The 26,845-nt window shown below is 71.8% G+C and carries 22 protein-coding genes; 16 read left to right on the plus strand and 6 right to left on the minus strand.

What is annotated here, in order from left to right; translation table 11 throughout:
- The first annotated feature begins 4 nt into the window (after positions 1-4).
- Positions 5-667: an SDR family oxidoreductase gene (locus tag Pph01_RS12910; RefSeq protein ID WP_204073296.1), complete on the plus strand. Its 663-nt coding sequence runs from the start codon at positions 5-7 to the stop codon at positions 665-667.
- A gap of 42 nt (positions 668-709) precedes the next feature.
- Here Pph01_RS12910 and Pph01_RS12915 read toward each other — a convergent pair whose 3' ends face one another.
- On the minus strand, positions 710-3,589 hold the full coding sequence (locus Pph01_RS12915; RefSeq protein WP_275412827.1) for an ATP-binding protein: 2,880 nt from the start codon (positions 3,587-3,589) through the stop codon (positions 710-712).
- A gap of 225 nt (positions 3,590-3,814) precedes the next feature.
- Between Pph01_RS12915 and Pph01_RS12920 the strand changes: the two genes are divergently transcribed.
- Both Pph01_RS12920 and Pph01_RS12925 read left to right on the plus strand, forming a co-directional pair.
- Positions 3,815-5,320, plus strand: a complete 1,506-nt coding sequence (locus Pph01_RS12920; protein ID WP_204073298.1) for a HAMP domain-containing sensor histidine kinase — start codon at positions 3,815-3,817, stop codon at positions 5,318-5,320.
- A gap of 168 nt (positions 5,321-5,488) precedes the next feature.
- The gene (locus tag Pph01_RS12925) at positions 5,489-5,836 is read left to right on the plus strand and encodes an SPW repeat protein (RefSeq protein ID WP_204073299.1); all 348 of its coding nucleotides are present in this window, start codon (positions 5,489-5,491) and stop codon (positions 5,834-5,836) included.
- Between the two features lie 169 nt (positions 5,837-6,005).
- Here the strand turns inward: Pph01_RS12925 and Pph01_RS12930 are convergent, their stop codons facing one another.
- Positions 6,006-6,431, minus strand: a complete 426-nt coding sequence (locus tag Pph01_RS12930) for an ester cyclase (RefSeq protein ID WP_204073300.1) — start codon at positions 6,429-6,431, stop codon at positions 6,006-6,008.
- Positions 6,431-7,852 (minus strand): sensor histidine kinase, encoded by a 1,422-nt coding sequence (locus Pph01_RS12935; RefSeq protein ID WP_204073301.1) that lies wholly within the window; start codon positions 7,850-7,852, stop codon positions 6,431-6,433. Before Pph01_RS12935 ends, Pph01_RS12930 begins: the two co-directional genes overlap by 1 nt.
- A 363-nt stretch (positions 7,853-8,215) precedes the next feature.
- Here Pph01_RS12935 and Pph01_RS12940 point away from each other — a divergent pair, with 363 nt between their 5' ends.
- From Pph01_RS12940 to Pph01_RS12950, 3 genes are all read left to right on the plus strand, one after another.
- Positions 8,216-8,566 (plus strand): bifunctional 3-phenylpropionate/cinnamic acid dioxygenase ferredoxin subunit, encoded by a 351-nt coding sequence (locus Pph01_RS12940; protein ID WP_204073302.1) that lies wholly within the window; start codon positions 8,216-8,218, stop codon positions 8,564-8,566.
- Positions 8,567-8,573: 7 nt separating this feature from the next.
- Positions 8,574-9,743 (plus strand): NAD(P)/FAD-dependent oxidoreductase, encoded by a 1,170-nt coding sequence (locus tag Pph01_RS12945; RefSeq protein ID WP_204073303.1) that lies wholly within the window; start codon positions 8,574-8,576, stop codon positions 9,741-9,743.
- A 72-nt stretch (positions 9,744-9,815) separates the two neighbouring features.
- Positions 9,816-10,946, plus strand: coding sequence for an aromatic ring-hydroxylating oxygenase subunit alpha (locus Pph01_RS12950; protein ID WP_204073304.1), 1,131 nt, complete (start codon positions 9,816-9,818; stop codon positions 10,944-10,946).
- A gap of 34 nt (positions 10,947-10,980) precedes the next feature.
- Here the strand turns inward: Pph01_RS12950 and Pph01_RS12955 are convergent, their stop codons facing one another.
- Positions 10,981-11,769, minus strand: a complete 789-nt coding sequence (locus Pph01_RS12955; protein WP_204073305.1) for an IclR family transcriptional regulator — start codon at positions 11,767-11,769, stop codon at positions 10,981-10,983.
- Between the two features lie 98 nt (positions 11,770-11,867).
- On the opposite strand from Pph01_RS12955, the gene betA reads away from it, so the two are divergent.
- The 9 genes from betA to Pph01_RS13000 all read left to right on the plus strand — a co-directional run bounded on the left by betA (position 11,868) and on the right by Pph01_RS13000 (position 25,261).
- The gene (betA, locus tag Pph01_RS12960) at positions 11,868-13,502 is read left to right on the plus strand and encodes a choline dehydrogenase (protein WP_204073306.1); all 1,635 of its coding nucleotides are present in this window, start codon (positions 11,868-11,870) and stop codon (positions 13,500-13,502) included.
- Entirely contained in the window at positions 13,499-14,974 is a 1,476-nt protein-coding gene (locus Pph01_RS12965; RefSeq protein ID WP_204073307.1) for an aldehyde dehydrogenase family protein, read from the plus strand. The genes betA and Pph01_RS12965 overlap by 4 nt, the downstream gene beginning before the upstream one ends.
- A 131-nt stretch (positions 14,975-15,105) precedes the next feature.
- Positions 15,106-16,467 (plus strand): dipeptidase, encoded by a 1,362-nt coding sequence (locus Pph01_RS12970; RefSeq protein WP_204073308.1) that lies wholly within the window; start codon positions 15,106-15,108, stop codon positions 16,465-16,467.
- 257 nt (positions 16,468-16,724) lie between these two features.
- The gene (locus Pph01_RS12975) at positions 16,725-19,139 is read left to right on the plus strand and encodes a GcvT family protein (protein ID WP_204073309.1); all 2,415 of its coding nucleotides are present in this window, start codon (positions 16,725-16,727) and stop codon (positions 19,137-19,139) included.
- Positions 19,140-19,160: 21 nt separating this feature from the next.
- A complete protein-coding gene (gene glyA / locus Pph01_RS12980) occupies positions 19,161-20,447 on the plus strand; it encodes a serine hydroxymethyltransferase (RefSeq protein ID WP_239116648.1) in 1,287 nt (428 codons plus the stop codon).
- Complete coding sequence (locus Pph01_RS12985) at positions 20,444-21,661, plus strand: sarcosine oxidase subunit beta family protein (protein WP_239116649.1); 1,218 nt, start codon at positions 20,444-20,446, stop codon at positions 21,659-21,661. The genes glyA and Pph01_RS12985 overlap by 4 nt, the downstream gene beginning before the upstream one ends.
- 12 nt (positions 21,662-21,673) lie before the next feature.
- Complete coding sequence (locus Pph01_RS12990) at positions 21,674-21,931, plus strand: sarcosine oxidase subunit delta (RefSeq protein WP_204073311.1); 258 nt, start codon at positions 21,674-21,676, stop codon at positions 21,929-21,931.
- The gene (locus tag Pph01_RS12995; protein ID WP_373315652.1) at positions 21,928-24,705 is read left to right on the plus strand and encodes a 2Fe-2S iron-sulfur cluster-binding protein; all 2,778 of its coding nucleotides are present in this window, start codon (positions 21,928-21,930) and stop codon (positions 24,703-24,705) included. Before Pph01_RS12990 ends, Pph01_RS12995 begins: the two co-directional genes overlap by 4 nt.
- Positions 24,698-25,261, plus strand: a complete 564-nt coding sequence (locus Pph01_RS13000) for a sarcosine oxidase subunit gamma (protein WP_204073312.1) — start codon at positions 24,698-24,700, stop codon at positions 25,259-25,261. The genes Pph01_RS12995 and Pph01_RS13000 overlap by 8 nt, the downstream gene beginning before the upstream one ends.
- Here Pph01_RS13000 and Pph01_RS13005 read toward each other — a convergent pair.
- Together Pph01_RS13005 and Pph01_RS13010 are read right to left on the minus strand one after the other, a co-directional pair.
- Positions 25,248-25,679, minus strand: a complete 432-nt coding sequence (locus Pph01_RS13005; RefSeq protein ID WP_204073313.1) for an SRPBCC family protein — start codon at positions 25,677-25,679, stop codon at positions 25,248-25,250. The two genes, Pph01_RS13000 and Pph01_RS13005, sit on opposite strands and share 14 nt — an antisense overlap.
- On the minus strand, positions 25,669-26,010 hold the full coding sequence (locus Pph01_RS13010; RefSeq protein ID WP_239116650.1) for an ArsR/SmtB family transcription factor: 342 nt from the start codon (positions 26,008-26,010) through the stop codon (positions 25,669-25,671). The genes Pph01_RS13005 and Pph01_RS13010 overlap by 11 nt, the downstream gene beginning before the upstream one ends.
- A gap of 116 nt (positions 26,011-26,126) precedes the next feature.
- Here Pph01_RS13010 and Pph01_RS13015 point away from each other — a divergent pair, with 116 nt between their 5' ends.
- Positions 26,127-26,837 carry a Mut7-C RNAse domain-containing protein gene (locus Pph01_RS13015; RefSeq protein ID WP_204073314.1) on the plus strand — a complete coding sequence of 237 codons (711 nt, stop codon included), beginning with the start codon at positions 26,127-26,129 and terminating at the stop codon, positions 26,835-26,837.
- Positions 26,838-26,845 lie beyond the last annotated feature (8 nt).

A 26,845-nucleotide genomic window follows, 5' to 3' on the forward strand; every position in this document is an offset into this window, starting at 1 on the left:
CCACATGCGCGTGGTGATCGCGGGCGGGCACGGCAAGATCGCTCTGCGGCTGGAACGGCTGCTCGCGGAGCGCGACGACGCCCCGGTCGGCCTGATCCGCGACCCGTCCCAGGCCGGCGACCTCAGGTCCGCCGGCGCGGAACCCGTGGTGTGCGACCTGGAACGGGCCGGAGTCGACGAGGTCGCGGAGATCGTCCTGGGTGCGGGCGCCGTGGTTTTCGCGGCGGGCGCCGGCCCCGGCAGCGGGGCCGCGCGCAAGCACACCGTCGACCGGGGCGCGTCCGTCCTCCTGGCCGACGCCGCCGAACACGCCGGGGTGCCGCGGTTCATCCAGATCTCCACGATGGGCGGCGGTTCCCCGCGCGCACCCGGGACGGGTGAGTCGTGGAGCGCCTACATCACGGCGAAGGCCGCGGCCGAGGAGGACCTCCGGGCCCGCGAGCTGAGCTGGACCATCCTGCGTCCGGGGCGCCTGACGGACGAGCCGGGGACGGGGCTCGTCACGCTGGCGGACCCGCCGCTCCCCTATGGCGAGGTGTCGCGGGACGACGTGGCGGCGGTGATCGCGGCGCTGATCGACCGCCCGGAGACCCGGCACCGGACGCTGGAGCTCATCGGCGGAGGCGTTCCCATCGACCAGGCCATGCGCCTGCTGGTCTTCCGCTGACACCTGGTCGCGGCCCCTCCCGGCCGAGCGGCCGCGGGCGGGTCAGCGCGGGCGCGGGCGACGGTCGGAGGAGGGCTGCGCCTGGGCGTCCGCCTCCTCCGGCGCGAGCTCGGCGGCGAGCCTGGCCAGCTCGACCCTGGAGCCGATGCCGAGCTTGCGGAAGACCTGACGCAGATGGAATGAGACGGTGTGCGGCGACAGGAACATGCGCGTGGCGACCTGACGGTTGGTCAGCCCGTGGGCCACGAGGGAGGCGACCGTGCTCTCGGTCTCGGTGAGGCTGCCCCATCCGGTCGACGGCCGCTCGGCGTAGGTCCAGTGCCTGCGGCGGACCCCGAGCCGGCGCAGCCGCGCGCGCACGCGGGCGACGTCGCGAAGGGCGCCGACCTGGTCGTAGCCCTCCAGCGCCTGCTCCAGGCAGAGGACGGCGGCGTCGGTGTCGGGCGCGCCGGCCGTGCTCCCCAGCAGGGCGCCCAGATCCTCCGATGCGGAGGAGCGGCTCCACGGGTCCCTGAAGGACGCCGCCGCACGGGAGAGCTTGGCGGAGTCGCCGTCGAGGAGCCCCCGGGCGTGGTCCGCCGCCGCGGCGAACACCGGGAAACCCGGGTTGTCGAGCTTGAGGCGCTCGGCGGCCAGCACGATCTCTTCGGCCCACTCGCGGTCGCCGGTCATCAGCGCGATCCGGGTCATCCACGCCGCGGAGGGGGGCTCGACGACGAGCAGCCACATGCGCCGTTGCGCGTCGGCGCTCTTGAGCGTCTCCTTCGCCGCCTGTGGGCCTCCCGTGGCCTCGGCGAACAGGGCCACGGCCCACAGTCCCCACACTGATCCGAACCGCAGGCCGAGCGTGGTCTGCTCGGAGCGGTAGCGCTCGACGTGGCGGGTCGCCGCCGCGATGTCACCGGTCCGCACGGCGACGATGGCGAGGACGGCATGGCCGAACAACTCGAACGCGTGCGTGCCGAACTCGTCGGCGAGGGCGAGGCCGGTCTGCGCCTCGGCGGCGGCGTCCTCCATCCGGCCGGCGACGAGGCGGAGGCGGGCGCGGAAGAACGCCGGGTTCGCGGCGTAGGGAGTGTGGCCGGCGGCACGGACCTCCTCCTCCGCGGCCTGGATGTTCGTCTCGGCCTCCTCGAGCCGCCGCATGCAGGTGAGGATCCGGGCCAGCAGCAGCCGGGGATGCGCCAGGCGGGCCGCGACCGATCCCTCGTTCGCGGCGAGGACGGCCTCCCTGAACTGGTCGAGTCCGGCCTCGACTCGCCCGCCGAGGAAGTTGAGGTGCGCGAGCAGCAGGAGCGCGCCGACCCTGGCGTCGAGCGACCTGCCCGGATCGGCCAGGACGGCCTCGGCCCGCTCCTGGCCGCGCCTGAAGTCGTTCAGCGCGATCAGCGCCTTGAACCAGGCGAGCTCCACCACGCCCTGCAGGTGCGGGGAGAGGTCGGGCTGGGCGAGGACGATCTCCGCCTCGGCGACGGCCTGGCCCGGCTGGCCGCTGAGCAGCATGATGATCGCGAGCTTGCAGCGCAGCTCCACGGACTTCGCGTCGGGCAGCGTGGCCAGGGACTCGCGGGCGAGATCGGCCGCCTCGATGAGCCGTCCGGTGACGGTGAGGGCGTCGACGGCGGCCGCCGTGCGTTCCAGCCGGTGGGAGTCGTCGTCGGCGGTGAGCTCCAGAGCCCGGAGGGCGAGATCGGCCGCGGTCTGCGGAGAGGAGCAGAGCACCTCGCGGGCGGCCCGGTCGAGACCGTCGAGCGCCCGGGTGTCGCCGGGCCGGGCGCTGTGCACGAGGTGCGCTGCGGCGGGGACGGTGCTGCCTCCCCGGTTCAGGAGCATCTCGCCCGCCTGCCGGCGCAGGGCCAGGCGCACCGGAGGGGGGACGGCGTCGGTCACGGCCTGGCGCAGGAGGTCGTGCCGGAACGCCAGCAGGTCACCCGACGTCACCAGGACGCCGGACGCCGTCGCCTCCTCCAGCCCCGGCAGCAGGCGGCTCGCCGGCTCGCCGAGCATCTCGGCCAGATCGTGGACGGCGAACGAGCGGCCGAGGATCGCCGCGACCTGGAGCATGTGGCGCGTGCCCGCCGACAGCCCGTCCAGGCGCTTGCGCGTGATCGCGCGGACCCAGGGCAGCTCCGCCCACGCCAGCCGCGCGTGGCCGCCGTCGATCTGGACCGCGCCCTCCTCGTTGATCTTTCCGAGCAGTTCGACCAGCAGGAAGGGGTTGCCGCCCGTCGCGCCGGAGAGCGCGAGGACGTCCGGCCCCGGGGACGCCTGCAGGACGTCCGCGACGATCTGCGCCACGGCGTCGTCCGAGAGCGGGCCGAGCTGAACCGGTGCGGCGCCGTCGCGCTCCAGCGCCTCGTACAGCCGATCCAGGCGGGGAGGGTCGTCTCCCGCCCCCCGGGCGAGCGCGAGCATCCACACCAGCGGATAGCTCGCGAGATCCGCCGCCAGCGTCCGGAGGGCCAGCATGGTCGTGGAGTCCGCCCAGTGGAGGTCGTCCAGGGTGACCAGCACGGGTCCCTGCGTCGCCCGGCCCTCCAGCCGTGTACGGAGCTGCTCGGTCATCAGCAGGCGGAGGTCGATGACGTCCGAGACGGCCGTCCCGGTGAGCAGGGCGTGCGGCGACTCCCCCAGCGCCGATATCAGCGGCATCAGGGGCATCATCTGGCTCAGTTCGTCGGCCGTGCCCCGCAGTACGGTGAAGCCGCCGCGTTCCGCCACCTCGGCGGTCTCGTGCAGGAGCCGGCTCTTGCCCATGCCCATCTGACCTTCGACGAGCAGGACGCCGCCCCGGCCCTCCGTCGCGGCCCGCAGAACCCTGGACACGGCGGCCCATTCCCGCTCCCGGCCACGCCAGCCTGGCCTCGACGACGACGTGAAGTCGGCGGCGGACCCCGGGTCATGCGAGGACGAGCCTCCCATGAAGTCATGACACCATCTCCGCCGTCCGCGGTCGCACGTGGGGGCCTCGGCGGCGGCACCTCGGACGAAATGGCATGAAATAGCACGAAATTGCCAGCCTGTGACCTCAAGCTACGCGGACGTGCGATGTGGAGGAGGAGCTTCCCGGGCCAGCATGAGAAGGACTCGCCGGACGCCCCGGCGAGCCGGGCGCACCGACGAGCACGCAGGGGGGACTACGGGGTCATGCCGCTATCCGCGCGTCTCCCCGGGCCACGAACGATTCGTGGCCGTGTCACCCTGCTCGTCACCGTTTTGGCCGCCTTCCTGCTGGCGCCCGCGGCCGTGGTGGGCGCCGTGGTGGCCCGCGAGGCCTTCACCCGGGCCGCCTGGCTGGACGCGAGGAGCCAGGCGACCCTCGTCGCGGCCGAGATCCGTGCGGGACGGCCCGTCGGCGCGATCACGCCGCAGGTCCCCGGCATCGATCTCATCCAGGTCGTGTCGCCCGCCGACCAGGTCATCGCGTCCTCGGACGCGGCCCGGGGCATGGGCCCGCTGGCGACGGTCAGGCCCGCCGGCGGCTCGCTCCGGAACGTGGAGACCTGCGATCACCCGGGTGTGGGCTGCGTGCGTATCGCCGCCGCCCGGGTCGGTCCCTCCGCCGACTCCCCCGTCGTGTACGCGGGCCGGGCCACGCCGCACGGGTTGTCGACCGGCGTGCTCGACCTGCTGTTCGGAGCGCAGGCACTCGCCCTGCTGCTGCTCGCGTCCCTGACGACGTGGAAGGTGACCGGCCGGACGCTGCGGCCGGTCGAGACCATCCGCGTGCAGCTCGCCGGGATCAACGCCGACAACCTGAGCAGCCGGGTGCCCGAACCCGCCGGAGACGACGAGGTCACCCGGCTCGCACAGACCGTCAACAACACCCTGCGTCGGCTGGAACGCTCGCAGGAACGCTCGGAGCGGGCGCTCGAACAGCAGCGGCGCTTCGCCTCCGATGCCTCACACGAGTTGCGCACCCCCATCGCGGACGTTCGCGCGCGGCTGGAGGAGGCGCGGCTCGATCCCGACGCGGACGGCGTCCCCGAGATGTTGCGGAACACGCTGCGCGACGTGGACCGGCTCGAAGTGATCATGACCGACCTGCTCCTGCTGGCGCGGGTCGGCGCCAACGAGCCGGTGGAGCGGCGGGAGCTCGACCTGGACTGCCTCGTGCGATCGGGAGTCCCCCCGCGCGACGGCGGGCCGGCCGTCGATCTGCGGCTCACCCCCGGGATCACGGTCGAGGGCGTCCCCGCCCAGCTCGACCGGGTTCTGGTCAACCTCCTCGACAACGCCCGGCGCCACGCCGTACGCAAGGTGCGGGTCGAGGTGCGGCGCGACCGCGACATGGCCGAACTGACCGTCAGCGACGACGGCGCCGGCATCCCCGAGGAGGACCGGGACCGGGTCTTCGACCGGTTCACCCGCCTCGACGCCGTGCCGTGCCGCGACGGCGGCGGCGGCACGGGACTCGGCCTCGCGATCGCCCACGACATCGTGGTGGCCCACCACGGCACCCTGCACGTCGAGAAGTCCGATCTCGGCGGGGCGTGCTTCGTCCTCAGGCTGCCCCTCGCGCCGCCGCGCCGGGAGGAGACCGCCCCCGCGACCGTCCGGACGGCGCCCGGCGGCCGGAGCCGCAGGCCGGAGCGGTCCTTCGCGCCGATGACCCCGATGACGCTGACCGGCAGGGCCGACCCCGCGAGCTGAAGCCGCCGGCATCGACGCACGTGCCCGGCCTCACCCGGCCTCACCCGGCCTCACCGCCGGAGATTACGTATGGTGAGGCAATCCTGACGAATTGGAACATTGACCGGTCGGTCAATCAGGAACATGGTCGGGTCAAAGGGTCATCTCTCCCCATGTTCGGAGGCACGGATGGATCTCACGAGATCGTTGTCCGACGTCGTCGCCCTGCTGGCCGGCCTGGTCGCGGCGCTCGCGCCGTTCTTCTGGGCCGACAACGCCGGTGCGGCGGGCCAGCCACTGCTCATCCTCGGAACACTCCTCATCGTGTCCGCCCTGTGGGCGATCCTGGGCGCCGGTGGAGCGAGTTCCTGGGTCACCGCCGCGTTCGGGGGGCTGTTGTTCGTGTCCCCCTGGGCGTTCGGCTTCGACGGCCAGTCGGCCGCCGCGTGGACGGCATGGCTCGCCGGAGCCGTGACCGTCGTCGTCGGCCTGCTGACCTCCCTCCAAGCCCGCAGCGGGGCCACCGCCCGCGCCTGACCGGAACCCGTCCGCGCCCGAAGCCCCGACTCACGACCTGAGCCCCATCCCCGATCGGGCTCCGCCGTCCCGGCGGCCCGTGAACCACCGTCGGCCCCGCCCGCCCTCGCTCCCGGCGAGCGGCGAGCGGGGCCGTCCGACTGTGGTCACCCGGCGGTCACCCCGATGGTCACCCGGAGATGAGGTCGACGCCGATCTGGCTGAGCATCTCCAACTGGTCGTAATAGACGCGCTGGCTGGCGATCAACCCGCCGTCCATGGTGCGGAAATCACAGCCGCGGATGACGATGTGCCGGCCGGTCGGCTGGGCGAACTCTCCCCCGGGCAGGAGGAACGCCCCCGCATGGGTGCTCGTGACCGTCCACTCCAGCACCACCAGATCCCCCGACACCGCCGTGCTGGTGGGCGTCAGCGTGACGTCCGGGAAGGCCTCGATGTAGAGCGCGAAGTAGGACGCGATCTCCTCCCGCCCCTCGGCGATTCCGCCCGGGCAGACGTACACGCCACGCGGGCTGAAGAAACCGGCCGCCCTCTCGAAATCATGCGCGTTGAACGCGTCGATCAGGCCGTCCGTGACCTCGTGGTCGTCATGCATCAGGAGAACTCCTCGACGGGGATGCCCGGCGTGCTTCCATGCATCGCCGGAATGAGGGGAATCCGGAGAACGAATCGGGCGCCTCTCGGCGAGTCCTCGATCCGCAGGGTTCCGTGGTGGGCATGGGCTATGTCCCGGGAGATGGCCAGTCCGAGGCCACTGCCCCCGGGTTCGCGGCGCCGTCCGTCGTCCAGGCGGACGAAGCGCTCGAAGACGCGCTCGCGGTCCTGCGGCGCGATGCCGTCACCGTCGTCGCACACCGTGATGACGGCCTGGTCGTCCACCCGTTCGGCGACGACCTGGACTCCTGTCCCGGCGTGCCGCCTGGCGTTGGTCAGGAGGTTGTCGACGACCCGGATCAGCTGGATGCGGCTGCCCATGACGATCAGGTCGCGGCACGCGCGGGCCTGGACCGGCACGCCGCCCACCTCCGCCGTCGCCTCCTCGATCACCAGCGCGCCGATGTCGATCGGCTCGTGCGCCGCCGGATCGCCGGCACGGAGGCGGGCCAGCACGAGGAGGTCGTCGACGATCGTCTCCAGCCGTTCGGTGACCGCCAGCGCGTCCCGGATGGTCTCGTGCGGGTCGACCTCGCCGGGGTAGAGCAGCGCCTCCTCGAGCCGGGTGCGCAGACCGGTGAGCGGCGTCCTGAGCTCGTGGGAGGTGGTGGAGGCGAACCGGCGTTGCTGTTTCACCGACTCCTCCAGCCGGGCCAGGGTCCGGTTGGCGGTGCGGGCGAGCAGCGCGTACTCGGTGCGGCCGGGCGGCTCGGGCACCCGGAGGCTCAGGTCGCTCGCGGTGATCTCGGCCATGGTCGCGCGGATCGCCGTCACCCGGCCTATGGTGCGCCCCGCCAGCCACCAGTTGCCCCAGCCGATGAGGCCGGCGATCAGCACGATCCCCCCCGCGGTGAGGAACGCCAGGCGGTGCGACGCGAGGATGGCCGGCTCCGCCGTCCCCGCGTAGAGATAGTGCGGCTCACCGTGCCAGATCTCGCGGGTCTCCAGTGGCGCGACCCGCACGGCGGCGAGCATGACACACTCCCCCTGCGCCGAGCACACGATCTGGTTCTGCATCCGGTTGTCGACGGGGGGGCGCGCCGTGCTCAGAGCCGGCCTGCCCGCCGCCGCGGCACTGGCCGCCACGACCCGGCCGTGGGAGTCGACGAGTTGGATCAGGTCGATGCGTGTCTTCGGAACCGGCACCGGCGTGTAGCCGGGCCGTACCGTGCCGAGGTAGTTCCCGGCGGCCCTCTGCGCCTCCTGGAATATCTGGGCCTCGACTCCGTCGACCACCAGGCGGTCGATGCTCGCGCCGATCGCGGTCATGAAGATCAGGGCCAGTCCTGCCACGGCCATGGTGGTGCGGGTGCGGAGCGAATCCGGCAGAAACAGTGCGCGGAGCGAGTCCGGCAGAAGCAATCGTCCGCCTTCCAATGCGGCTCACTCTCTTGGGGCAAATGTCCACGTAAGTCCCAAATAGAAGGTATCTGCGCGGTATCAATGGGCGGCCGATACAAGGGGAAAAGCAGACCGTCCCATTACCTGTGGGGATGGCCACACTTCCGGGGCGCCGTGGCCCCGGGCCGGGACCACGCGAGTGCCGGACGGCCGAGCGCGGGACGAGCCCCGGAGCCGGTCCGAGGCCCCCGCGAACGACTCGCCGTCACCCTGCGCTTACCACGATTTAGCCCGATATGTCGCCTCTTGACATGAGACCTTCGCCCGGTCACGCTGTTGCGCATAGTGCTGCTTGTTCCGTCAGACGAAACTGGGGTTTGCCGCATGATCCCTGCGTGCGCCCTCGCGGCCCTTCCCCGGGGCGAGGCATTCCGGCTCGACACCGTCGAACCGCCGATCGCGGTCTTCCACACCGACGACGGCGAGCTGTACGCCGTCGACGACACGTGCACCCACCAGGACGCCTCACTCGCCGACGGCTGGCTGGAGGGATGCGAGGTGGAATGCCCGCTGCACGCCTCCCGCTTCGACCTCAGGACCGGTGAGGTCGACGCGCCTCCGGCCAAGCTGCCCGTCAGGACGCACGGCGTGGTGGTCGAGGACGGCACCGTCTACGTGGTGCCCTCGGACCTGCCGCCCAACCTGCCGCCAGGGGCCCGCGCGAGGACCGCGTGAGGCCGGAATGAGGTCCGTCGCCGTCGTCGGGGCGTCGCTGGCGGGCCTGTACGCCGCCCGGGCACTGCGTGACCAGGGGTTCGACGGCACGCTCACGATCGTCGGATCCGAGCGTCACCGCCCCTACGACCGGCCTCCGCTGTCCAAGGAGTTCCTCGCGGGCCGGATGACCGAGGCCGACCTCGCCCTCGAGACCGACGACGAGGATCTCGGCGCCGAGTGGCGACTGGGCGTCCGCGCCTCGGGGCTCGACCGCCGCGACCGCCGCGTCCTGCTCGCCGACGGAACCTCGATCACTGCCGACGGCGTCGTCCTGGCGACCGGCGCCACCGCCCGCACCTTGCCTGGCGACTCCCCCGCGCTGGAAGGCGTCCACACCCTCCGCACTCTCGACGACGCGCTGGCGCTGCGCGCGGACCTCGTCCCCGGCCGCCGGCTGGTCGTCATCGGCGCCGGTTTCATCGGGGCCGAGGTCGCCTCGACGGCTCGTGAGCTCGGACTCGGCGTGACCATCGTGGAGACGGCACCCGTACCGCTCGCCCGCGCGCTCGGCGGGGAGATGGGCACCGCGCTCGGCGCGCTCCACGAGGAACGCGGCGTCGGCCTGATCTGCGGCGTCGCCGTACAGGCCCTGACCGGGGGCGACCGCGTCGACGGAGTGCTGCTCGCCGACGGGCGGCGGCTCGACGCGGACGTCGTGCTCGTCGGGATCGGCGCGCGGCCCGAGATCGGATGGCTCGAGGGCAGCGGGGTCGAACTCGGCGACGGCGTGCTGTGCGACTCCGGGGGCGGCACGAGCCTGCCCGGCGTCGTGGCGGTCGGCGACTGCGCGGCCTGGTTCGACCCGGGACTCGGGCACCACCACCGTGTCGAGCACTGGACCGGCGCGGTGCAGCGGCCGGCGGCGACCGCGGCGACGCTCCTGTCCGGCGGGACCGCCCTCGCCCCGGCGCAGCCTCCGCCGTACCTCTGGTCCGACCAGTACGGCAGGCGTATCCAGTTCGCCGGTCACACGCGCCCCGGTGACTCCGTCACCGTCGAGGAGGGCGACGTGGCGGCCCGCAGCTTTCTCGCCGTCTACCGGCGGGAGGACCGGCCCGTCGCGGTGCTCGGGGTGGACCAGGTCCGCCAGTTCACCCGGTGGCGCCGCAGGCTAGGCACCGTCAACACGGGTTGAGGGATAGGGAGTGCAAGTGAACCAGCCATCGGCCACCGCATCCACAGGCACGCGGCCCGTTGAGGAGGCGGCGTGACCACGAGCAGCCTTCCCCAGAGCCTGATCACCACCCTGCCGGGCGGCCACTACACCGACGAGAACGTCTTCGCCCTGGAGCAGGCGCGCGTCTTCGAGTCCATGTGGACGTGCGTCGTGCGGGCGGCCGACCTCGCCAAGCCGGGCGCGTTCAAGACCGTGCAGGTGGGCCGGGAGAGCGTGCTCGTGACGCGGGCGCGCGACAACTCGATCCGCGCGTTCCTCAACGTGTGCCGCCACCGCGGCGCACGGATCAGGACCGAGGAGTCCGGCGAGGTCAAGCGGGCCTTCCAGTGCCCCTACCACGCGTGGACGTACGACCTCGAGGGCAAGCTGATCGCCGCGCCCAACCTCACCAAGATGCCCGACATCGATCGGGTCGAGTACGGCCTGGTCAACGTGCACGTCCGGGAGTGGCTCGGGTACGTCTGGGTGAATCTGTCCGACGAGCCCGTGCCCTTCGAGGAGGAGGTGCAGGGCCAGATCGTGGAGCGGCTCGGCGACCTCGGCTCCATCGAGAACTACGACATCCCGAACCTCGGGCTGGCCCGGCGGACCGTCTACGACGTGAAGTCGAACTGGAAGCTCATCGTCGAGAACTTCATGGAGTGCTACCACTGCGCGACGATCCACCCGGAGCTCACCGAGGTGATCCCGGAGTTCGCCGAAGGACTCGCCACGCAGCTGTCCGTGGGTCACGGGGCCGAGTTCGGCGAAGACGTCGAGGGCTTCACGGTGGACGGCTCGGCCGGCGCCGACCGGATCGACGGAGTGAGCGAGGACCAGGACCGCCGCTACTACGGGCTCACGGTCAGGCCGCTGATGTTCGTCAACCTCGTGCCCGACCACGTGATCCTGCACCGGATGTTCCCGCTCGCGGTGGATCGCACGATCGTCGAGTGCGACTGGCTGTTCCGCAAGGACGTGGTCGACAGCGGCCGCGACCTCGACTCCTCCATCGAGCTCTTCCACCGGGTCAACGTGCAGGACTTCGAGGCCTGTGAGCGGACCCAGCTCGGGATGGGCTCCCGCGCGTACGCCAAGGGCGGGGTGCTCGTGCCGAGCGAGCACCACATCGGCGCCTTCCACGAGTGGGTGCTCGACCGCCTGGGCACGTCGCTCGCCTAGGGAAGTGTCCGGCAACTGTCGCCCGCCGGACGGCTCAGCCGCCGTACCCCATACGGCGGCTGATGTCGTCCGCCCCGGCCATGAGAGTCGGCGCGAGCTCGTGCATCCGCTCCTCGCTGAAGCGGTAGGCCGGGCCCGAGGCGCTGACGGCGGCGACGACCTCGCCGTCATGGGAGCGGATGGGCGCCGCGATGGCGTTCAGCCCGATCTCGTACTCCTCCACGGTCACCGCGTACCCGCGCTCCCTGGCCTCGGCGAGCTCCGCCTTCAGCCTCTCCACCGAGGTGATCGTCCCGTCGGTGTACCTCTCGAGGCCCGCGGCGCCGAGCAGCTCGTCGCGCTGCCGTTCGTCGAGGTGGGCGAGCAGCACCTTGCCGCTGGACGTGGCGTGCAGCGGGGTCAGCTGGCCGACCCAGTTGTGCGCGGTGACAGCGGACGGCCCGCGGACCTGGTCGAGGTTGACCGCGTAGTGGGAGCGGGCGACGGCCAGGTTCACCGTCTCGCCGATCTCGTCGGCGAGACGGCGGCACACCGGACGGCTCTGCTGGGTGAGGTCGAGCCTGCCCGCGACGCCTCCGGCGAGGCGGACGATCCCGAAGCTGAGCCGGTACTTGCCCCGATCCTCGGCCTGCTCGACGAGGCCCCTGGCCTCCAGCGCGCCGAGCAGGCGGAACGCCGTCGACTTGTGGACGTCGATCTCCAGGGCGATCTCGCTCACGCCGGCCTCGCGCCGCCGGGAGAGGATCTCCAGGATGCTGATGGCGCGATCGACGGACTGGACGCCGCCGCCCTCGGCTCGGGCACTGGAAGATTCTTCGGCCATAGCCGGACTGTAGCGCGCGAGCTGGACTCGACAGTCCGCCTGTTGCGAATTACGCACCCCATTGCACAGACCAATATCATCCTGCCCGGGAGGCAGACATGTACGACTTCGTCATAGTCGGCGGCGGATCGGCCGGAAGCGCCTTAGCGAACCGGTTGTCGGCCGACCCGTCGAACCGGGTGCTCGTGCTCGAGGCCGGCAGACCGGACTACCTCTGGGACGTCTTCATCCACATGCCCGCGGCGCTGACGTTCCCCATCGGCAGCCGCTTCTACGACTGGAAGTACGAGTCCGAGCCCGAGCCGCACATGAACGGCCGCCGGATCTACCACGCCAGGGGCAAGGTGCTCGGCGGCTCCAGCAGCATCAACGGGATGATCTTCCAGCGCGGCAACCCGCTCGACTACGAGCGCTGGGCCGCCGACCCCGGCATGGAGACCTGGGACTTCGCCCACTGCCTGCCGTACTTCAAGCGCATGGAGAACTGCCTCGCCGCCGAGCCCGACGACCCGATGCGCGGGCACGACGGCCCGCTGGTGCTCGAGCGCGGGCCGGTGCGCAACCCGCTGTTCTCGGCGTTCTTCGAGGCCGTCCAGGAGGCGGGCTACCCGCTGACCGACGACGTGAACGGCTACCGGCAGGAGGGCTTCGCCCGCTTCGACCGCAACCTCAGGCGAGGACGGCGCCTGTCCGCCGCCCGCGCGTACCTCCACCCGGTGAAGAACCGGCCCAACCTGGAGATCAAGACCAGGGCGTTCGTCACGAAGATCCTCTTCGAGGGGAAGCGGGCGGTCGGCGTCGAGTACAACGGCAAGACCGTCCGGGCCGGCGAGGTGATCCTCTGCGGCGGCGCGATCAACTCGCCCCAGTTGCTCCAACTGTCCGGCGTCGGCAACGCCGCCGAACTGAAGGCGCTCGGCGTGGACGTCGTCCACGACCTGCCGGGCGTCGGGGAGCACCTGCAGGACCACCTGGAGGTCTACATCCAGTACGGCTGCAAGCAGCCCGTCTCGCTGCAGCCGGCGATGAAGCTGCGCAACCGGCCGTGGATCGGGGCGCAGTGGCTGTTCCTGCGCAAGGGCCCGGGGGCGAGCAACCACTTCGAGGCCGGCGGCTTCACCCGGAGCAACGAGGACGTCGACTACCCGAACCTGATGTTCCACTTCCTGCCCGTCGCCGTCCGCTACGACGGCAGCTCTCCCGCGGGCGGTCACGGGTACCAGGTGCACATCGGGCCCATGTACTCCGACGCCCGCGGCTCCGTGAAGATCAAGAGCACCGACCCGCGAGAGCACCCCGCGCTCCGGTTCAACTACCTGTCCACCGACCAGGACCGGCGCGAGTGGATCGAGGCCGTGCGGGTGGCCCGCGACATCCTCAACCAGCCCGCGATGGGCCCCTACAACGCCGGCGAGATCTCCCCCGGCCCCTCAGTCGAGACCGACCAGGAGATCCTCGACTGGGTGGCCAGGGACGGCGAGACCGCCCTTCACCCCTCGTGCACGGCGCGGATGGGTGTCGACGAGCTCTCCGTCGTCGACCCGCTGACCATGCGGGTGCACGGCCTGGAGGGCCTGCGAGTGGTAGACGCCTCGGCCATGCCGTACGTGACGAACGGAAACATCTACGCCCCGGTCATGATGCTGGCCGAGAAGTCGGCCGACCTGATCCTCGGCAACACACCCCTGCCGGCCGAGCCGGTCGAGTTCTACCGCCACCAGAAGGTGAAATGAGCGCGTTGAAGGACCTCTACATCGACGGGACCTGGCGGGAGCCGGTCGCGGGCGGAAGCCGCGAGATCCTGTCGCCGGCCGACGGCGGGCTCGTGACGACGGTCGCGGAGGCGACCCGGGCCGACACCGAGCTGGCCATCGCCGCGGCGCGGGCCGCGTTCGACGAGGGAACGTGGCCGGGGACGCCCGAGCGGGAGCGCGGGGCGCTGCTGCTCCGCGTGGCCGACCTCCTGGAGCGCGACCGCAGGGAGATCGCCACGGCCGAGTCCCTCGACACCGGCAAGCGGCTGGTGGAGAGCGAGTACGACGTCGACGACGTGGTGAAGTGCTTCCGCTACTTCGGCGGCCTCGCCGGGACCGACGCGGGGCGCGTGATCGACACCGGCCGTGACGACGCGATCAGCCAGGTGGTGTACGAGCCGGTCGGCGTGTGCGGGCTCATCACCCCGTGGAACTACCCGCTGCTGCAGACCTCGTGGAAGGTGGCCCCAGCACTGGTCACGGGCAACACCTTCGTCCTGAAGCCGAGCGAGCTCACGCCGTCCACCGCGATCATGCTCATGCGGCTGCTGGAGGAGGCCGGGCTGCCTCCGGGCGTGGCCAACCTCGTGCTCGGCGCGGGCGCCTCGGCGGGCGCGCCGCTGGCCGACCACCCGGACGTCGACATGGTGTCCTTCACCGGCGGGCTGGCCACGGGGCGGACCATCATGGCCTCCGCGGCCACCACGGTGAAGAAGGTCGCCCTCGAGCTCGGCGGCAAGAACCCCAACATCGTCTTCGCCGACGCCGACTTCGAGGCGGCCGTCGACTTCGCGCTCACCGCCGTGTTCCTCCACTCGGGACAGGTCTGCTCGGCGGGCGCGCGCCTGCTCGTCGAGGACTCGCTGCACGACGCGTTCGTCGACGAGGTCGTACGGCGGGCCTCGCGCATCCGTCTCGGCGGGCCGTTCGACCCCGAGGCGGAGACGGGCCCGCTGATCTCCGCCGCCCACCTGGCCAAAGTCGAGGCGTACGTCGCGGCCGGGATCGCCGAGGGCGCGGTGCTGCGGTGCGGAGGGGAGCGGCTGCCCGGGAAGGGCCACTTCTACCCGCCGACCGTGCTGGACGAGTGCCACCGGGAGATGCGGGTGGTCCGGGAGGAGTCGTTCGGGCCGGTCCTGACGGTCGAGCGGTTCAGGGACGAGGACGAGGCGGTCCGGCTGGGCAACGACACCGACTACGGCCTGGCGGGCGCCGTGTGGACCCAGGACGCGGGCAAGGCCGCCCGGGTGGCCCGGCGGCTGCGCCACGGAACCGTGTGGATCAACGACTACCACCCGTACGTGCCGCAGGCGGAATGGGGCGGATTCAAGCAGTCCGGCGTCGGGCGGGAGCTCGGACCGACCGGCCTCAACGAATACCGCGAGCCCAAGCACATCTGGCAGAACATCTCCCCCACCCCCCAGAACTGGTTCACCCCCCCTTCCGCGTGATCATGCACAGGTTCGGCGGCATGCCCGCCGAACCTGTGCAAACGCCGTTCGTGATCAGCACGCGTTCCAAAAGGCCGGCCCGGACCAGGCTCATGCGTCATCGACTCCGGACATGGGCCAAGGTGGTGCCTATGTCTGCTTCCCGCCTTCACGAAACGGTCGCCGCGCTGATGCCCCAGGCCCGCGGCGACCTCGCGGAACTCGTGTCACACCGTTCGATCGCCGAACCGCGGCTGTCCCTGGGGGACGAGTGCGCGGCCGCGGCCCGATGGATCGCCGACGCCCTCACCCGGGACGGCTTCCGTGACGTGGCCCTGCTCGACACGCCGGACGGCACCCAGTCGGTGTACGGCTTCCTGCCGGGTCCCGCGGGGTCGCCGACCGTCCTGCTGTACTCCCACTACGACGTGCAGCCTCCGCTGGAGGAGTCCGCGTGGGTGTCGCCGCCCTTCGAGCTGACCGAACGGGACGGGCGGTGGTACGGCCGCGGCGCCGCCGACTGCAAGGGCGGTCTGATCATGCATCTCACCGCCCTGCGCGCCCTGCGCGACTGCGGCGGCGTACCGGTGAACGTGAAGATCGTCGTAGAGGGATCGGAGGAGCAGGGCACCGGAGGGCTCGAACGCTACGCCGAGGCGCACCCGGAGCTGCTCGCCGCCGACGCCATCCTCGTCGGCGACGCGGGGAACTTCCGCGCGGGGACTCCGACGGTCACCTCGCAGCTTCGCGGCATGACGATGGTGGAGGTCCTGGTCGAGACCCTCAAGGGCGACCTGCACTCCGGCCAGTTCGGCGGCGTGGCGCCCGACGCGCTCGCGGCGCTCATCCGGATGCTCGACTCGTTGTGGGACGGAACCGGCGCGACGGCGATCGAGGGCGTGGGAGCCGACGGCACGTGGGAGGGCATGCAATATCCGGAGGAGCTGTTCCGCGACGACGCCGGGATCCTCGACGGAGTGGGGCTCGTCGGCACCGGCTCGGTCGCCGACAGGCTCTGGGCCCGCCCGTCGGTGGGCGTGATGGGGATCGACTGCCCGCCCGTGGTGGGAGGCTCGCCGACCCTGCACGCCACCGCGCGAGCTCTGCTTGCCCTTCGGATCCCATCGGGAGTCGGCGTCGGGCAGGCCACCGCGGCGCTGACCGCCCACCTCGAGTCCGCCGCCCCCTGGGGTGCCCGGGTCACCGTCACGCCGCGCGGCAACGGCGGGGCGTTCCGCGCCGACACCTCCTCCCCCGCGTACGAGGCCATGGCCGCGGCCATGTTCTCGGCGTACGGCAAGGCGCTGCAGATCGCCGGACATGGAGGCGGCATCCCGTTGTGCAACACCCTCGCCCGGCTGTACCCGAAGGCGGAGATCCTGCTGATCGGGCTCAACGAACCCGAGGCGCGCATTCACGCGGTCAACGAGAGCGTCTCGCCCGACGAGCTGGAGAAGCTCGCTCTCGCCGAAGCGCATTTCCTGGAGAACTACGCCGCCTCGGCCTCGGCTTAGGACGCGCCTCGCCTTCGCATCTCGCGAGCCTCACCACCTGCTTCTCCGGCGTTCTCGCAGTGACAGCGAGTACGCCGGGGAACGCGCCGCACGATGACTGCATGATCACGCACAGGGGGTTGCGCGGGTCATCGGGGCTGCCGCCGAACCTGTGCATGATCCCGCACAGATGTGGTTCTTGACAGGCATATGGGGTGAATAGGACTCTGTTGCGGGACGCGCATGATGTTTCGACATGCGCAACGACGGAGGTGTGTATGGCTGGCCCGCGCGTCGTCATCATCGGAGCCGGAGTCGTCGGGGCCGCTCTCGCCGAAGAGCTCTCCGCCAAGGGATGGACCGAGATCACGGTCGTCGACCAGGGCCCCGTACCCGCGACGGGCGGCTCGTCGTCCCACGCTCCCGGCCTGGTCTTCCAGACGAACTCGTCCAAGACCATGACCGAGATGGCCCGCTACACGGTGGAGAAGCTGAGCGCGCTCGGCTGCTTCCTCCAGGTGGGCGGGCTCGAGGTCGCCACCACGCCCGAGCGCCTCACCGAACTCCATCGCCGCCACGGCTGGGCCACCGCCTGGGGCCTCGACGCACACCTGCTCACCCCCGAGGAGTGCGTGGAACGCCACTCGCTCCTGTCGAAGGACCGGGTGCTCGGCGGGCTGTTCGTCCCCACCGACGGGCTGGCCAAGGCCGTCCGCGCGGTCGAGGTCCAGCTCGAACGGGCCCGTGAGCGCGGCGTCCGCGTCCTCGACCGGCACGAGGTCCTCGACATTCTCAGCGAGGACGGCCGGGTGACCGGCGTCCTGACCGACCAGGGCGAGATCCCCGCCGACATCGCGGTCTGCTGCGCCGGCATCTGGGGGCCCAAGGTGGCCCGCATGGCCGGCATGACGCTCCCCCTCACACCGCTCGCCCACCAGCTCGCCTGGACGGGCCCGGTCAAGGGACTGGACGCGACGCAGGAGGCCGTGCGCCCGATCCTGCGCCACCAGGACGCCGACCTCTACTACCGCGAACGGTTCGACCGGCTGGGCGTCGGCTACTACGGCCACCGTCCCCTGCCGATCACCTCCGACGAGATCCTATCCTTCGACGAGGCGGAGGTCATGCCCTCGGTGCTGACCTTCACCGAGGACGACTTCGCCCCCGCCTGGGACGAGACGCGGTCGCTGCTGCCGGACACCCGCGACGCCCAGGTCGAGGAGGGCATCAACGGGCTGTTCTCCTTCACGACCGACAACATGCCGCTGCTCGGCGAGTCCCCCGACGTCAAGGGCTTCTGGGTGGCCGAGGCCGTGTGGGTGACGCACTCGGCCGGCGTCGGCAGGGCCATGGCCGAGTGGCTGGCCGACGGCCACTGCTCGTCGTTCGACCTGCACGAGTGCGACGTCAACCGGTTCGAGCCCCACCAGCTCGCCCCCGACTACGTCCTGGCCCGCGACTGCCAGAACTACGTCGAGGTCTACGACATCATCCATCCGCTCGAGCCGCCGGCGAACCTCCGGCCGCTGCGGACCAGCCCCTTCCACCCGCGCCAGACAGAGCTCGGCGCGTACTTCCTCGAGGCGACCGGCTGGGAGCGGCCGCAGTGGTACGGCGCCAACGCCGCCCTGGCCGACGGAAGGGACGTCCCCCACCCCGGCGACTGGGCGTCCCGCCACTGGTCGCCGATCGTCGGCGCGGAGGCCCAGGCCTCCCGCGAGACCGTCGCCATGTACGACATGTCGGCGCTCAAGCGCATCGAGGTCAGCGGACCGGGAGCCACGGCCTTCCTCCAGCGGCTGTCGACCGGCGACGTGGACAAGTCCGTCGGCTCGGTGACGTACTGCCTGCTGCTCGACGAGGACGGCGGCATCCGCAGCGACGTCACCATCGCGCGACTGGGGCGCGACCACTACCAGGTGGGCGCCAACGGCAACCTCGACCTGGACTGGTTCCACCGGCACGCCGACCCCACCGTGGTGATCCGCGACATCACGGCGGGCACCTGCTGCATCGGCATCTGGGGTCCCCGCGTCCGCGAGGTGGTCGCCCCGCTCGCCGGACGCGACTTCTCCAAGGACGGCTTCCGCTACTTCCGCGGCAAGAAGGCCTACGTCGGGGCGGTCCCCGTCACGGCCCTGCGGCTGTCCTACATCGGGGAGCTCGGCTGGGAGCTCTACACGACCGCCGACATGGGCGCCAAGCTCTGGGACACCCTGTGGGAGGCCGGGCAGGAGCACGGGATCGTCGCGGGCGGCCGCGGCGCCTTCAACAGCCTCCGGCTGGAGAAGGGCTACCGGTCGTTCGGCACGGACATGACCTACGAGCACGACCCCTACGAGGCCGGCCTGGCGTTCGCCGTCAAGGCCGACAAGGGCGACTTCATCGGCCGCGAGGCCCTGCTCGAACGCCGCCAGGACGTACGGCGGCGCCTGACCTGCCTGACGATCGACGGCCCCGAGGCCGTGGTCATGGGCAAGGAGCCGGTGTACGACGGCGACCGCTGCGTGGGCTACGTCACGAGCGCGGCCTACGGCTACACGATCGGCAAGGGCATCGCCTACGCCTGGCTCCCCGCCGAGCTGGCCACCCCCGGCCAGGTGGTGCACATCGGGTACTTCGACCGGCGGATCGCCGCGGTCGTCGCCGAGGAGCCGCTGTTCGACCCCGCCATGGAACGGCTCCGCGGCTGAATGAACACTGGAGGAGCTGCCGTGAATCCACCCCCGTCGCTGGTCGACGCACCGCTCGCCGAGGCCGACCCCGAGGTCGCGGCGGCGATCGGCGCCGAGTTGCACCGCCAGCAGTCCACGCTCGAGATGATCGCCTCGGAGAACTTCGCCCCGGTGTCGGTCATGCGGGCGCAGGGGTCCGTCCTGACCAACAAGTACGCCGAGGGCTATCCGGGCAGGCGCTACTACGGCGGCTGCGAGAACGTCGACGTCATCGAGACGCTGGCGATCGACCGGGTGAAGTCGCTGTTCGGGGCGGAGGCCGCCAACGTGCAGCCGCACTCGGGCGCTCAGGCGAACGCGGCGGTGATGGCCGCCCTGCTGCAGCCCGGTGACACGATCCTGGGCCTCGACCTCGCGCACGGCGGCCACCTGACGCACGGCATGCGGATCAACTTCTCCGGCCGGCTCTACAACGTGGTCGCCTACCACGTGCGGGAGAGCGACAACCTCGTGGACATGGACGAGGTGGAGCGGCTGGCCAGGGAGCACCGGCCCAAGCTGATCATCGCGGGCTGGTCGGCGTACCCCCGCCACCTCGACTTCGCGGCCTTCCGCCGGATCGCCGACGAGGTCGGGGCGTACCTCATGGTCGACATGGCCCACTTCGCCGGCCTGGTCGCCGCCGGGCTGCACCCCTCCCCCGTGCCGCACGCCCACGTCGTGACGACGACCACGCACAAGACCCTCGGCGGGCCGAGGGGCGGCGTGATCCTGTCCACGGAGGAGCTGGCCAAGAAGATCAACTCGGCGGTGTTCCCCGGCCAGCAGGGCGGCCCGCTCGAGCACGTCATCGCGGCCAAGGCCGTCTCTTTCAAGATCGCGGCGAGCGACTGGTTCGCCGACCGCCAGCGGCGCACCCTCGAAGGGGCGCGCATCCTGGCCGCCCGCCTCCTCGAGCCGGACGCCGCCGCGGCGGGCGTGCGGGTCCTGTCCGGAGGCACGGACGTCCATCTGGTGCTGGTCGACCTGCGCGAGTCCGAGCTGGATGGCAGGCAGGCGGAGGACCGCCTGCACGCGGCCGGGATCACCGTCAACCGCAACGCCGTGCCGTTCGATCCCCGGCCTCCGATGGTCACCTCCGGGCTCAGGATCGGCACCCCCGCGCTGGCGACGCGCGGTTTCCAGACCGCCGACTTCCAGGAGGTCTCGGACGTTATCGCGGCGGCCCTGATCGGCGATGGCGACGAGGCCTCCATCGCCCACCTGCGCGGACGCGTCGAGGTCCTCGCCGCCAAGCACCCGCTCTACGCCGGAGAAGCATCGTGACCCGAGACGTCCCGGAGCACCCCGACTGGTTGTGGAGCAGCCCCGAGCCGAAACGCTCGTACGACGTGGTGATCGTCGGCGGCGGCGGCCACGGGCTGGCGACGGCCTACTACCTGGCCAAGAACCACGGGATCACCGACGTGGCGGTGCTCGAGCGCGGCTGGCTGGCCGGCGGCAACATGGCACGCAACACCACGATCATCAGGTCCAACTACCTGTGGGACGAGAGCGCCGGGATCTACGAGCACGCCCTCAAGCTGTGGGAGGGGCTCGAGGACGACCTCGGATACCCGATCCTGTTCAGCCAGCGCGGCGTGCTCAACCTCGCGCACAGCCTGCAGGACGTCAGGGACAGCGTGCGGCGGGTGCACGCCAACCGCCTCAACGGCGTCGACGCGGAGTGGCTGACGCCTGAGGAGGTCAAGGAGGTCTGCCCGATCGTCAACGTCTCCCCCGACGTGCGCTACCCGGTGCTGGGCGCGACCTACCAGCCGCGCGCGGGCATCGCCAAGCACGACTACGTGGCCTGGGGCTTCGCCCGGGCCGCCGCGGCGATGGGCGTGCACCTGATCGAGAACTGCGAGGTCACCGGGGTCGAGGTGGCCGACGGGCGGGTCCAGGCCGTCCAGACGACCAGGGGGAGGATCGCGGCGGGCACGGTCGCCCTGTCCGCGGCGGGCCACTCCTCCGTCGTCGCGGCGACCGCCGGGGTGGAGCTGCCGGTGCAGACCCATCCGCTCCAGGCGCTCGTGTCGGAACTGCTGGAGCCCGTGCACCCGACGGTGGTCATGTCCAACGCCGTGCACGTCTACGTCAGCCAGGCCCACAAGGGCGAGCTGGTCATGGGCGCGGGCATCGACCCGTACAACTCCTACCGCCAGCGCGGCGCGTTCCACATCATCGAACGGCAGATGTCGGCGGCGCTGGAGCTCTTCCCGATCTTCGCCCGGGCGCACGTCCTGCGCACCTGGGCGGGGATCGTCGACGTCACCCCGGACGCCTCTCCCGTGGTCGGCACGACGCCGGTGGACGGCCTGCTCGTCAACTGCGGCTGGGGAACCGGCGGCTTCAAGGCGACGCCCGGCGTGGGCTGGTGCTACGCGCACACGATCGCCCACGGCGAGCCGCATCCCCTCAACGCCCCCTTCTCGCTCGAACGGTTCACCACCGGCGCGCTCGTGGACGAGCACGGCGCGGCGGCCGTGGCCCACTGAAGGAGATCCCCCATGCTGCTGATCCCCTGTCCGTGGTGCGGCCCGCGCGACGAGGCGGAGTTCCACTACGGCGGGCAGGCGCACGTCGCCTACCCCGAGAACCCCGCGGCGCTCTCCGACGAGGAGTGGGCCCGCTACCTGTTCTTCCGTGACAACCCCAAGGGCCGGTTCGCCGAGCGGTGGAACCACACGGCGGGCTGCCGCCGCTGGTTCAACGCCGTGCGGAACACCGCCACGAACGAGATCGAGGCCCGCGAGGTGACCGCGTGACGTCCCGTCGGATGACCGGGTGGCAGGGGGAGCCGGTCCGGTTCCGCTTCGACGGCCGGGACTACGAGGGGGTCCGCGGCGACACGCTGGCCTCCGCCCTGCTCGCCAACGGAGTGCGCACGGTGGCCGCGAGCCCCGCCCTGGGCCGCCCGCGGGGGATCTACGCCGCCTGGACGGAGGAGCCCAACGCCCTCGTGCGGTACGGCGTGGAGCCGATGGCGCAGGCCACGACGCTCGACCTCGCCGAAGGGCTCGACGCGACGAGCCTGAGGGGCCGGGGACGGCTGAGCGAGGAGCCCGACACGGGCCGCTACGACGCGGTCTACGCGCACTGCGACGTCCTCGTCGTCGGCGCGGGCCCGGCCGGTATCGCGGCGGCGACGGCGGCGGCGGAGACCGGCGCCCGCGTGATCATCGCGGACGACCGGCCGATCGCGGGCGGCAGCCTGCCCGACACCGCCGAGACGGTCGGCGGCGTGCCGGGAGCCGAATGGGCGGCCGCGACGCTCGCGGCGCTCGACGACCGCCCCGACGTCCGGGTGCTGAGCCGCACCAGCGTGTTCGGCTACTACGACGACAACCACCTCGTCGCCGTCGAGCGGCGCGGAGTCGACGCCTACTCGCGCGAGCGCGTGTGGCGCATCAGGGCCCGCCGGGTCGTGCTGGCCACGGGAGCCCACGAACGGCCGATCGCCTTCGCCGGCAACGACCGGCCGGGCGTCATGCTGGCGGCCTCGGCTCGCGCGTACGTCAACCGCCACGGAGTCCTTCCCGGCGAGCGTGCGGTCGTGTTCACCACGAACGACAGCGCCTACGCCGCCGCCCGGGACCTCGCGGCGGCAGGGGTGGAGATCGCCGCGATCGTCGACACCCGGGAGACCGCCGGCCCCGCGCCGGACGGCGCGGAGGTCCTCGCCGGCCACGTGGTCACCGCGGTCGGCGGTGAAGAGGGCGTCACGTCCGTCACCGTCTCGGCCTCGGACCGAGAGGACCGGGACGACCGGGAGATCGAGGCCGACCTGCTGCTCGTCTCGGGCGGCTGGAACCCTCTGGTCCACCTGTTCAGCCAGGCGGGCGGCGAGCTCCGCCACGACGACGGGATCGGCTCGTTCGTGCCCGGGTCCGTACGGCAGGCCGTCGAGGTCGCGGGCGCCGCCCGTGGGGTGTTCACCCTGGCCGGGTGCCTGGAGGACGGCGCCGCCGCCGGAGCGCGGGCCGCCGAGGCCGCCGGGTTCCGCGTGGAGAGCGTCTTCGAGACCCCCGGGACCCCCGCCGAGGAGCCGGCCGCGCCGGCCGGGCACCTGTGGCTCGTGCCCTCCGCGGACTACGGCACGCACTTCGTGGACCTCCAGCGCGACGTCACCGTCGCCGACGTCATGAAGGCGACCGGAGCGGGGCTGCGCTCGGTCGAGCACGTCAAGCGCTACACCACGGCGGGCACGGCGCACGACCAGGGCAAGTTGTCGGGCGTCCTCACCAGTGCGGTCGTCGGGCATGCTCTCGGCCTGCCGCTCGCCGATCTCGGCACCACCACGTTCCGCGCGCCGTACGTGCCGGTCGGCTTCGCCACGCTCGCCGGGCGGGACAGGGGCGCGCTGCACGACCCGGTGCGGACCACGTCGCTGCACGAATGGCACGTGGTCTACGGCGCGCCGTTCGAGAACGTCGGCCAGTGGAAGCGTCCCTGGTACTACCCGCGGGCGGGCGAGGACATGGAGGCCGCCGTCCTGCGCGAGTGCCATGCCGTACGGACGGCCGTGGGCGCGATGGACGCCTCCACCCTCGGCAAGATCGACGTGCAGGGCCCGGACGCGGCGGAGTTCCTCGACCGGATCTACACGAACATGATGAGCACCCTCAAGGTGGGCGCGATCCGCTACGGCGTCATGTGCAGGCCCGACGGGATGGTCTTCGACGACGGCACCGTCATCCGCCTGGCCGACGACCGGTTCCTGGTGACGACGACCACGGGCAACGCGGCGGCCGTGCTCGACTGGATGGAGGAGTGGCTCCAGACCGAATGGCCGCAGCTGCGGGTCTACTGCACGTCGGTCACCGAGCACTGGGCGACCGTGGCCCTCGCGGGTCCCGGCTCCCGTGACGTGCTGGCCGGCCTGGCCCCCGGCCTGGCCGTCGACGCGGCGAGCTTCCCCTTCATGACCTGGCGGGACACCGAGGTGGCCGGGCTGGCCGCGCGGGTCTGCCGGATCAGCTTCTCCGGCGAGCTCGCCTACGAGATCAACGTCAACGCGTGGGACGGCCTCGCCCTGTGGGAGGCGGTCATGGGCACGGGGGTGGTCACGCCGTACGGCACCGAGACCATGCACGTGCTGCGCGCGGAGAAGGGCTACCCGATCGTCGGCCAGGACACCGACGGCACGGTCACCCCGGCCGACCTCGGCATGGACTGGGTGGTGTCGAAGAAGAAGCCCGACTTCATCGGGAAGCGGTCGTTCGCCAGGGCCGACACGAGCCGGCCGGATCGCAAGCACCTGGTCGGCCTGCTCCCCGCGGACGCCGGCCGGCTGCTCCCCGAGGGCGCCCACCTCGTGGAGACGAGCACGCTGCCCGAGCCGCCGGTCCCGACCCTCGGCCACGTGACGTCGAGCTACCGCAGCGCGGTGCTGGACAGCACCTTCGCGCTCGCCCTGGTCAGCGGTGGCCGCGACCGGATGGGCGAGGTGCTCTACGTCCCGCTCGGCGACGAGCAGGTCCCGGTCACCGTCACGTCCCACATCCTCTACGACCCCGAGGGAGCCCGCCGCGATGGCTGAGCGACTGAGCCCGCTGGCCCGGTTCACGCCGGTGTCGAGCGGCGACCTGCGGATCGCCGAGATCCCCTTTCTCACGCAGATCAACCTGAGGGTGGACCCCAAGAGCCGGGCCGCCGCCGACATCGGGCTCGCCCTGGGCGCGCCCCTGCCGACCGAGCCCGGCACCTGCGCGAGCGCGGACGCCGACCTGCTCTGGCTGGGACCCGACGAGTGGCTGGTGGTCGGGGAGCGCGGCCGCGACCTCGAGGGGACGATCCGGGCGGCGGCGGGGACGGCGCACGCGGGGATCACCGACGTGTCGGCCCAGCGCACGGTCGTCGCGGTGGAGGGCCCTCGGTCCCGCGACCTGCTCGCGCACGGCTGCGCGCTCGACCTGCACCCCCGGGTGTTCGGCCCGGGACGCTGCGCGCAGACGATGCTCGCCCGCGCGCAGGTCGTGCTCGCCGCGAGGGACGGCGACGCGTTCCGCGTGTTCGTGCGGTCGTCGTTCGCGGGTTACCTCGCCGACTGGCTCATGGACGCGGCCGGCGAATACCTGGGGGTCACACCGCGCTGAGCGTCTTGAGGAGCGACTGCATCACCGTGGAGCGCCAGCCGCTGCCCATGTTCTTGAACGCGAAGGCCTGATTCGGGTCGTCGAGGTCGAAGCCCGCGTGTTCGACGAACAACCGGGTGCCCTGTCCCTCGGCGACCAGCCTCCAGGTGACCGTGGTGTCCAGCGATCCGCCTCTCCAGCTGATGCGCAGCAGGCGTTCCTCTTCGACGTCGAGCACCTCGCACGAGATCACCCCGTCGAACTCGACCTGCGGGATCGGCCGGGTGGCGAAGGTGAAGCGGTGCCCTGCCACGGGTTTCATGTCACCCGACATCAGCCAGCGCTCCTGCAGAGCGGAATCGGTCAGGGCACGCCACACCTTGGCCGGCGGGTGCGGCAGGAACTCGTCGACCTCGATCGACGCCCGGTCAGTGCTCATGGTCGTCTCCATCCTCATTCAACAGTTCACGCAGCCCGGCGAGCCTGTCCCGCCAGAACCGCTCGTACGGCGAGAGCCACCGCGAGACCTCCATCAGCGGCTCCGCCTCCAGCCGGTAGAGCCGGCGCCGTCCGCTGCGCTCCTCGCTGACCAGCCCGGCGTCGCGCAGCACCCGGAGGTGCTCGGAGACGCTCGGACGGCTCATCTCGAAGTGCGAGGCGAGGTCGTTCACCGACCGCGGCCCGCTCAGCAACAGCGCCGTCAGCTCGCGCCGCACCGGACTGGCGAGAGCGGCGAAGACATCCGCCGTCACGTGCTCGCTTCCCGTCATGAGGCCACAATAGGTAGGAGATCTCCTACGTGTCAACCGTAGGAGATCTCCTACGCGTCATCGGCGCTCGCACCTCGGCCGGGCACCCGTCCTGAGCGTCCCGGCATGATGGAGGCATGGTCAGCGGGGAACTCGACCTGCGCGTCGCGGCGGAACTGTGGCTGTTCCTCCCGCCCCGACGGCGAGGCGCCGTCCTCCGTCTCCCCTACGACGGCACATCGTCGCTCGGGCACGTGGTCGAGTCGGCGGGCATCCCGCTCCCGGAGGTCGGCTCGCTGCTCGCCGGGGGGCGGCCGGTCACGCCGTCGTACCGTCCGGGCCCGGCCGACGTCATCCACGTGCTGGGGGTGCCGCGGCCACAGCGGATCCCGGCTCCCCGGTTCGTCCTCGACGTCCATCTCGGCACTCTCGCCAGACGGCTGCGCCTCGTCGGCGTCGACGTCGCCTACCGCAACGACCTCGGCGACGACGCGTTGATCGCACAGGCGAACGCCGAGTCGAGGGTGCTGCTCACCAAGGATCGCGGGCTGCTTCGCCGCCGGGTCCTGTGGCTCGGCGCCTACGTCCGCGGCGCGCGCCCGGACGATCAGTTCCATGACACGCTCGATCGGTTCGCGCCGCCGCTCGCCCCCTGGACCCGGTGCACGGCGTGCAACGGCCTCCTGTCGCCGGTCGCCAAGGCCGACGTCGAACACGTCCTGCCGCCGGGGACCAGGCGCAGCTACGACGCGTTCGCCCGCTGCCTCGACTGCGGTCACGTCTACTGGCAGGGGGCGCACGGGAACCGGCTGAAGGCGATCGTCGAGGGCGCCTCGCGCGCCGTCTAGCAGACCGC

The organism is Planotetraspora phitsanulokensis (genome assembly GCF_016863295.1).
In the GTDB taxonomy this organism is placed as follows: domain Bacteria; phylum Actinomycetota; class Actinomycetes; order Streptosporangiales; family Streptosporangiaceae; genus Planotetraspora; species Planotetraspora phitsanulokensis.

Excerpts from the sequence above, each read along its gene's own strand:
- Pph01_RS12910 (WP_204073296.1), top strand. The coding sequence starts at position 5 with ATGCGCGTGGTGATCGCGGGCGGGCACGGCAAGATCGCTCTGCGGCTG.
- Pph01_RS12915 (WP_275412827.1), bottom strand. The coding sequence starts at position 3,589 with ATGGGAGGCTCGTCCTCGCATGACCCGGGGTCCGCCGCCGACTTCACG.
- Pph01_RS12920 (WP_204073298.1), top strand. The coding sequence starts at position 3,815 with ATGCCGCTATCCGCGCGTCTCCCCGGGCCACGAACGATTCGTGGCCGT.
- Pph01_RS12925 (WP_204073299.1), top strand. The coding sequence starts at position 5,489 with ATGGATCTCACGAGATCGTTGTCCGACGTCGTCGCCCTGCTGGCCGGC.
- Pph01_RS12930 (WP_204073300.1), bottom strand. The coding sequence starts at position 6,431 with ATGCATGACGACCACGAGGTCACGGACGGCCTGATCGACGCGTTCAAC.
- Pph01_RS12940 (WP_204073302.1), top strand. The coding sequence starts at position 8,216 with ATGATCCCTGCGTGCGCCCTCGCGGCCCTTCCCCGGGGCGAGGCATTC.
- Pph01_RS12945 (WP_204073303.1), top strand. The coding sequence starts at position 8,574 with ATGAGGTCCGTCGCCGTCGTCGGGGCGTCGCTGGCGGGCCTGTACGCC.
- Pph01_RS12955 (WP_204073305.1), bottom strand. The coding sequence starts at position 11,769 with ATGGCCGAAGAATCTTCCAGTGCCCGAGCCGAGGGCGGCGGCGTCCAG.
- betA (WP_204073306.1), top strand. The coding sequence starts at position 11,868 with ATGTACGACTTCGTCATAGTCGGCGGCGGATCGGCCGGAAGCGCCTTA.
- Pph01_RS12965 (WP_204073307.1), top strand. The coding sequence starts at position 13,499 with ATGAGCGCGTTGAAGGACCTCTACATCGACGGGACCTGGCGGGAGCCG.
- Pph01_RS12970 (WP_204073308.1), top strand. The coding sequence starts at position 15,106 with ATGTCTGCTTCCCGCCTTCACGAAACGGTCGCCGCGCTGATGCCCCAG.
- Pph01_RS12975 (WP_204073309.1), top strand. The coding sequence starts at position 16,725 with ATGGCTGGCCCGCGCGTCGTCATCATCGGAGCCGGAGTCGTCGGGGCC.
- Pph01_RS12990 (WP_204073311.1), top strand. The coding sequence starts at position 21,674 with ATGCTGCTGATCCCCTGTCCGTGGTGCGGCCCGCGCGACGAGGCGGAG.
- Pph01_RS13000 (WP_204073312.1), top strand. The coding sequence starts at position 24,698 with ATGGCTGAGCGACTGAGCCCGCTGGCCCGGTTCACGCCGGTGTCGAGC.
- Pph01_RS13005 (WP_204073313.1), bottom strand. The coding sequence starts at position 25,679 with ATGAGCACTGACCGGGCGTCGATCGAGGTCGACGAGTTCCTGCCGCAC.
- Pph01_RS13010 (WP_239116650.1), bottom strand. The coding sequence starts at position 26,010 with ATGACGGGAAGCGAGCACGTGACGGCGGATGTCTTCGCCGCTCTCGCC.
- Pph01_RS13015 (WP_204073314.1), top strand. The coding sequence starts at position 26,127 with ATGGTCAGCGGGGAACTCGACCTGCGCGTCGCGGCGGAACTGTGGCTG.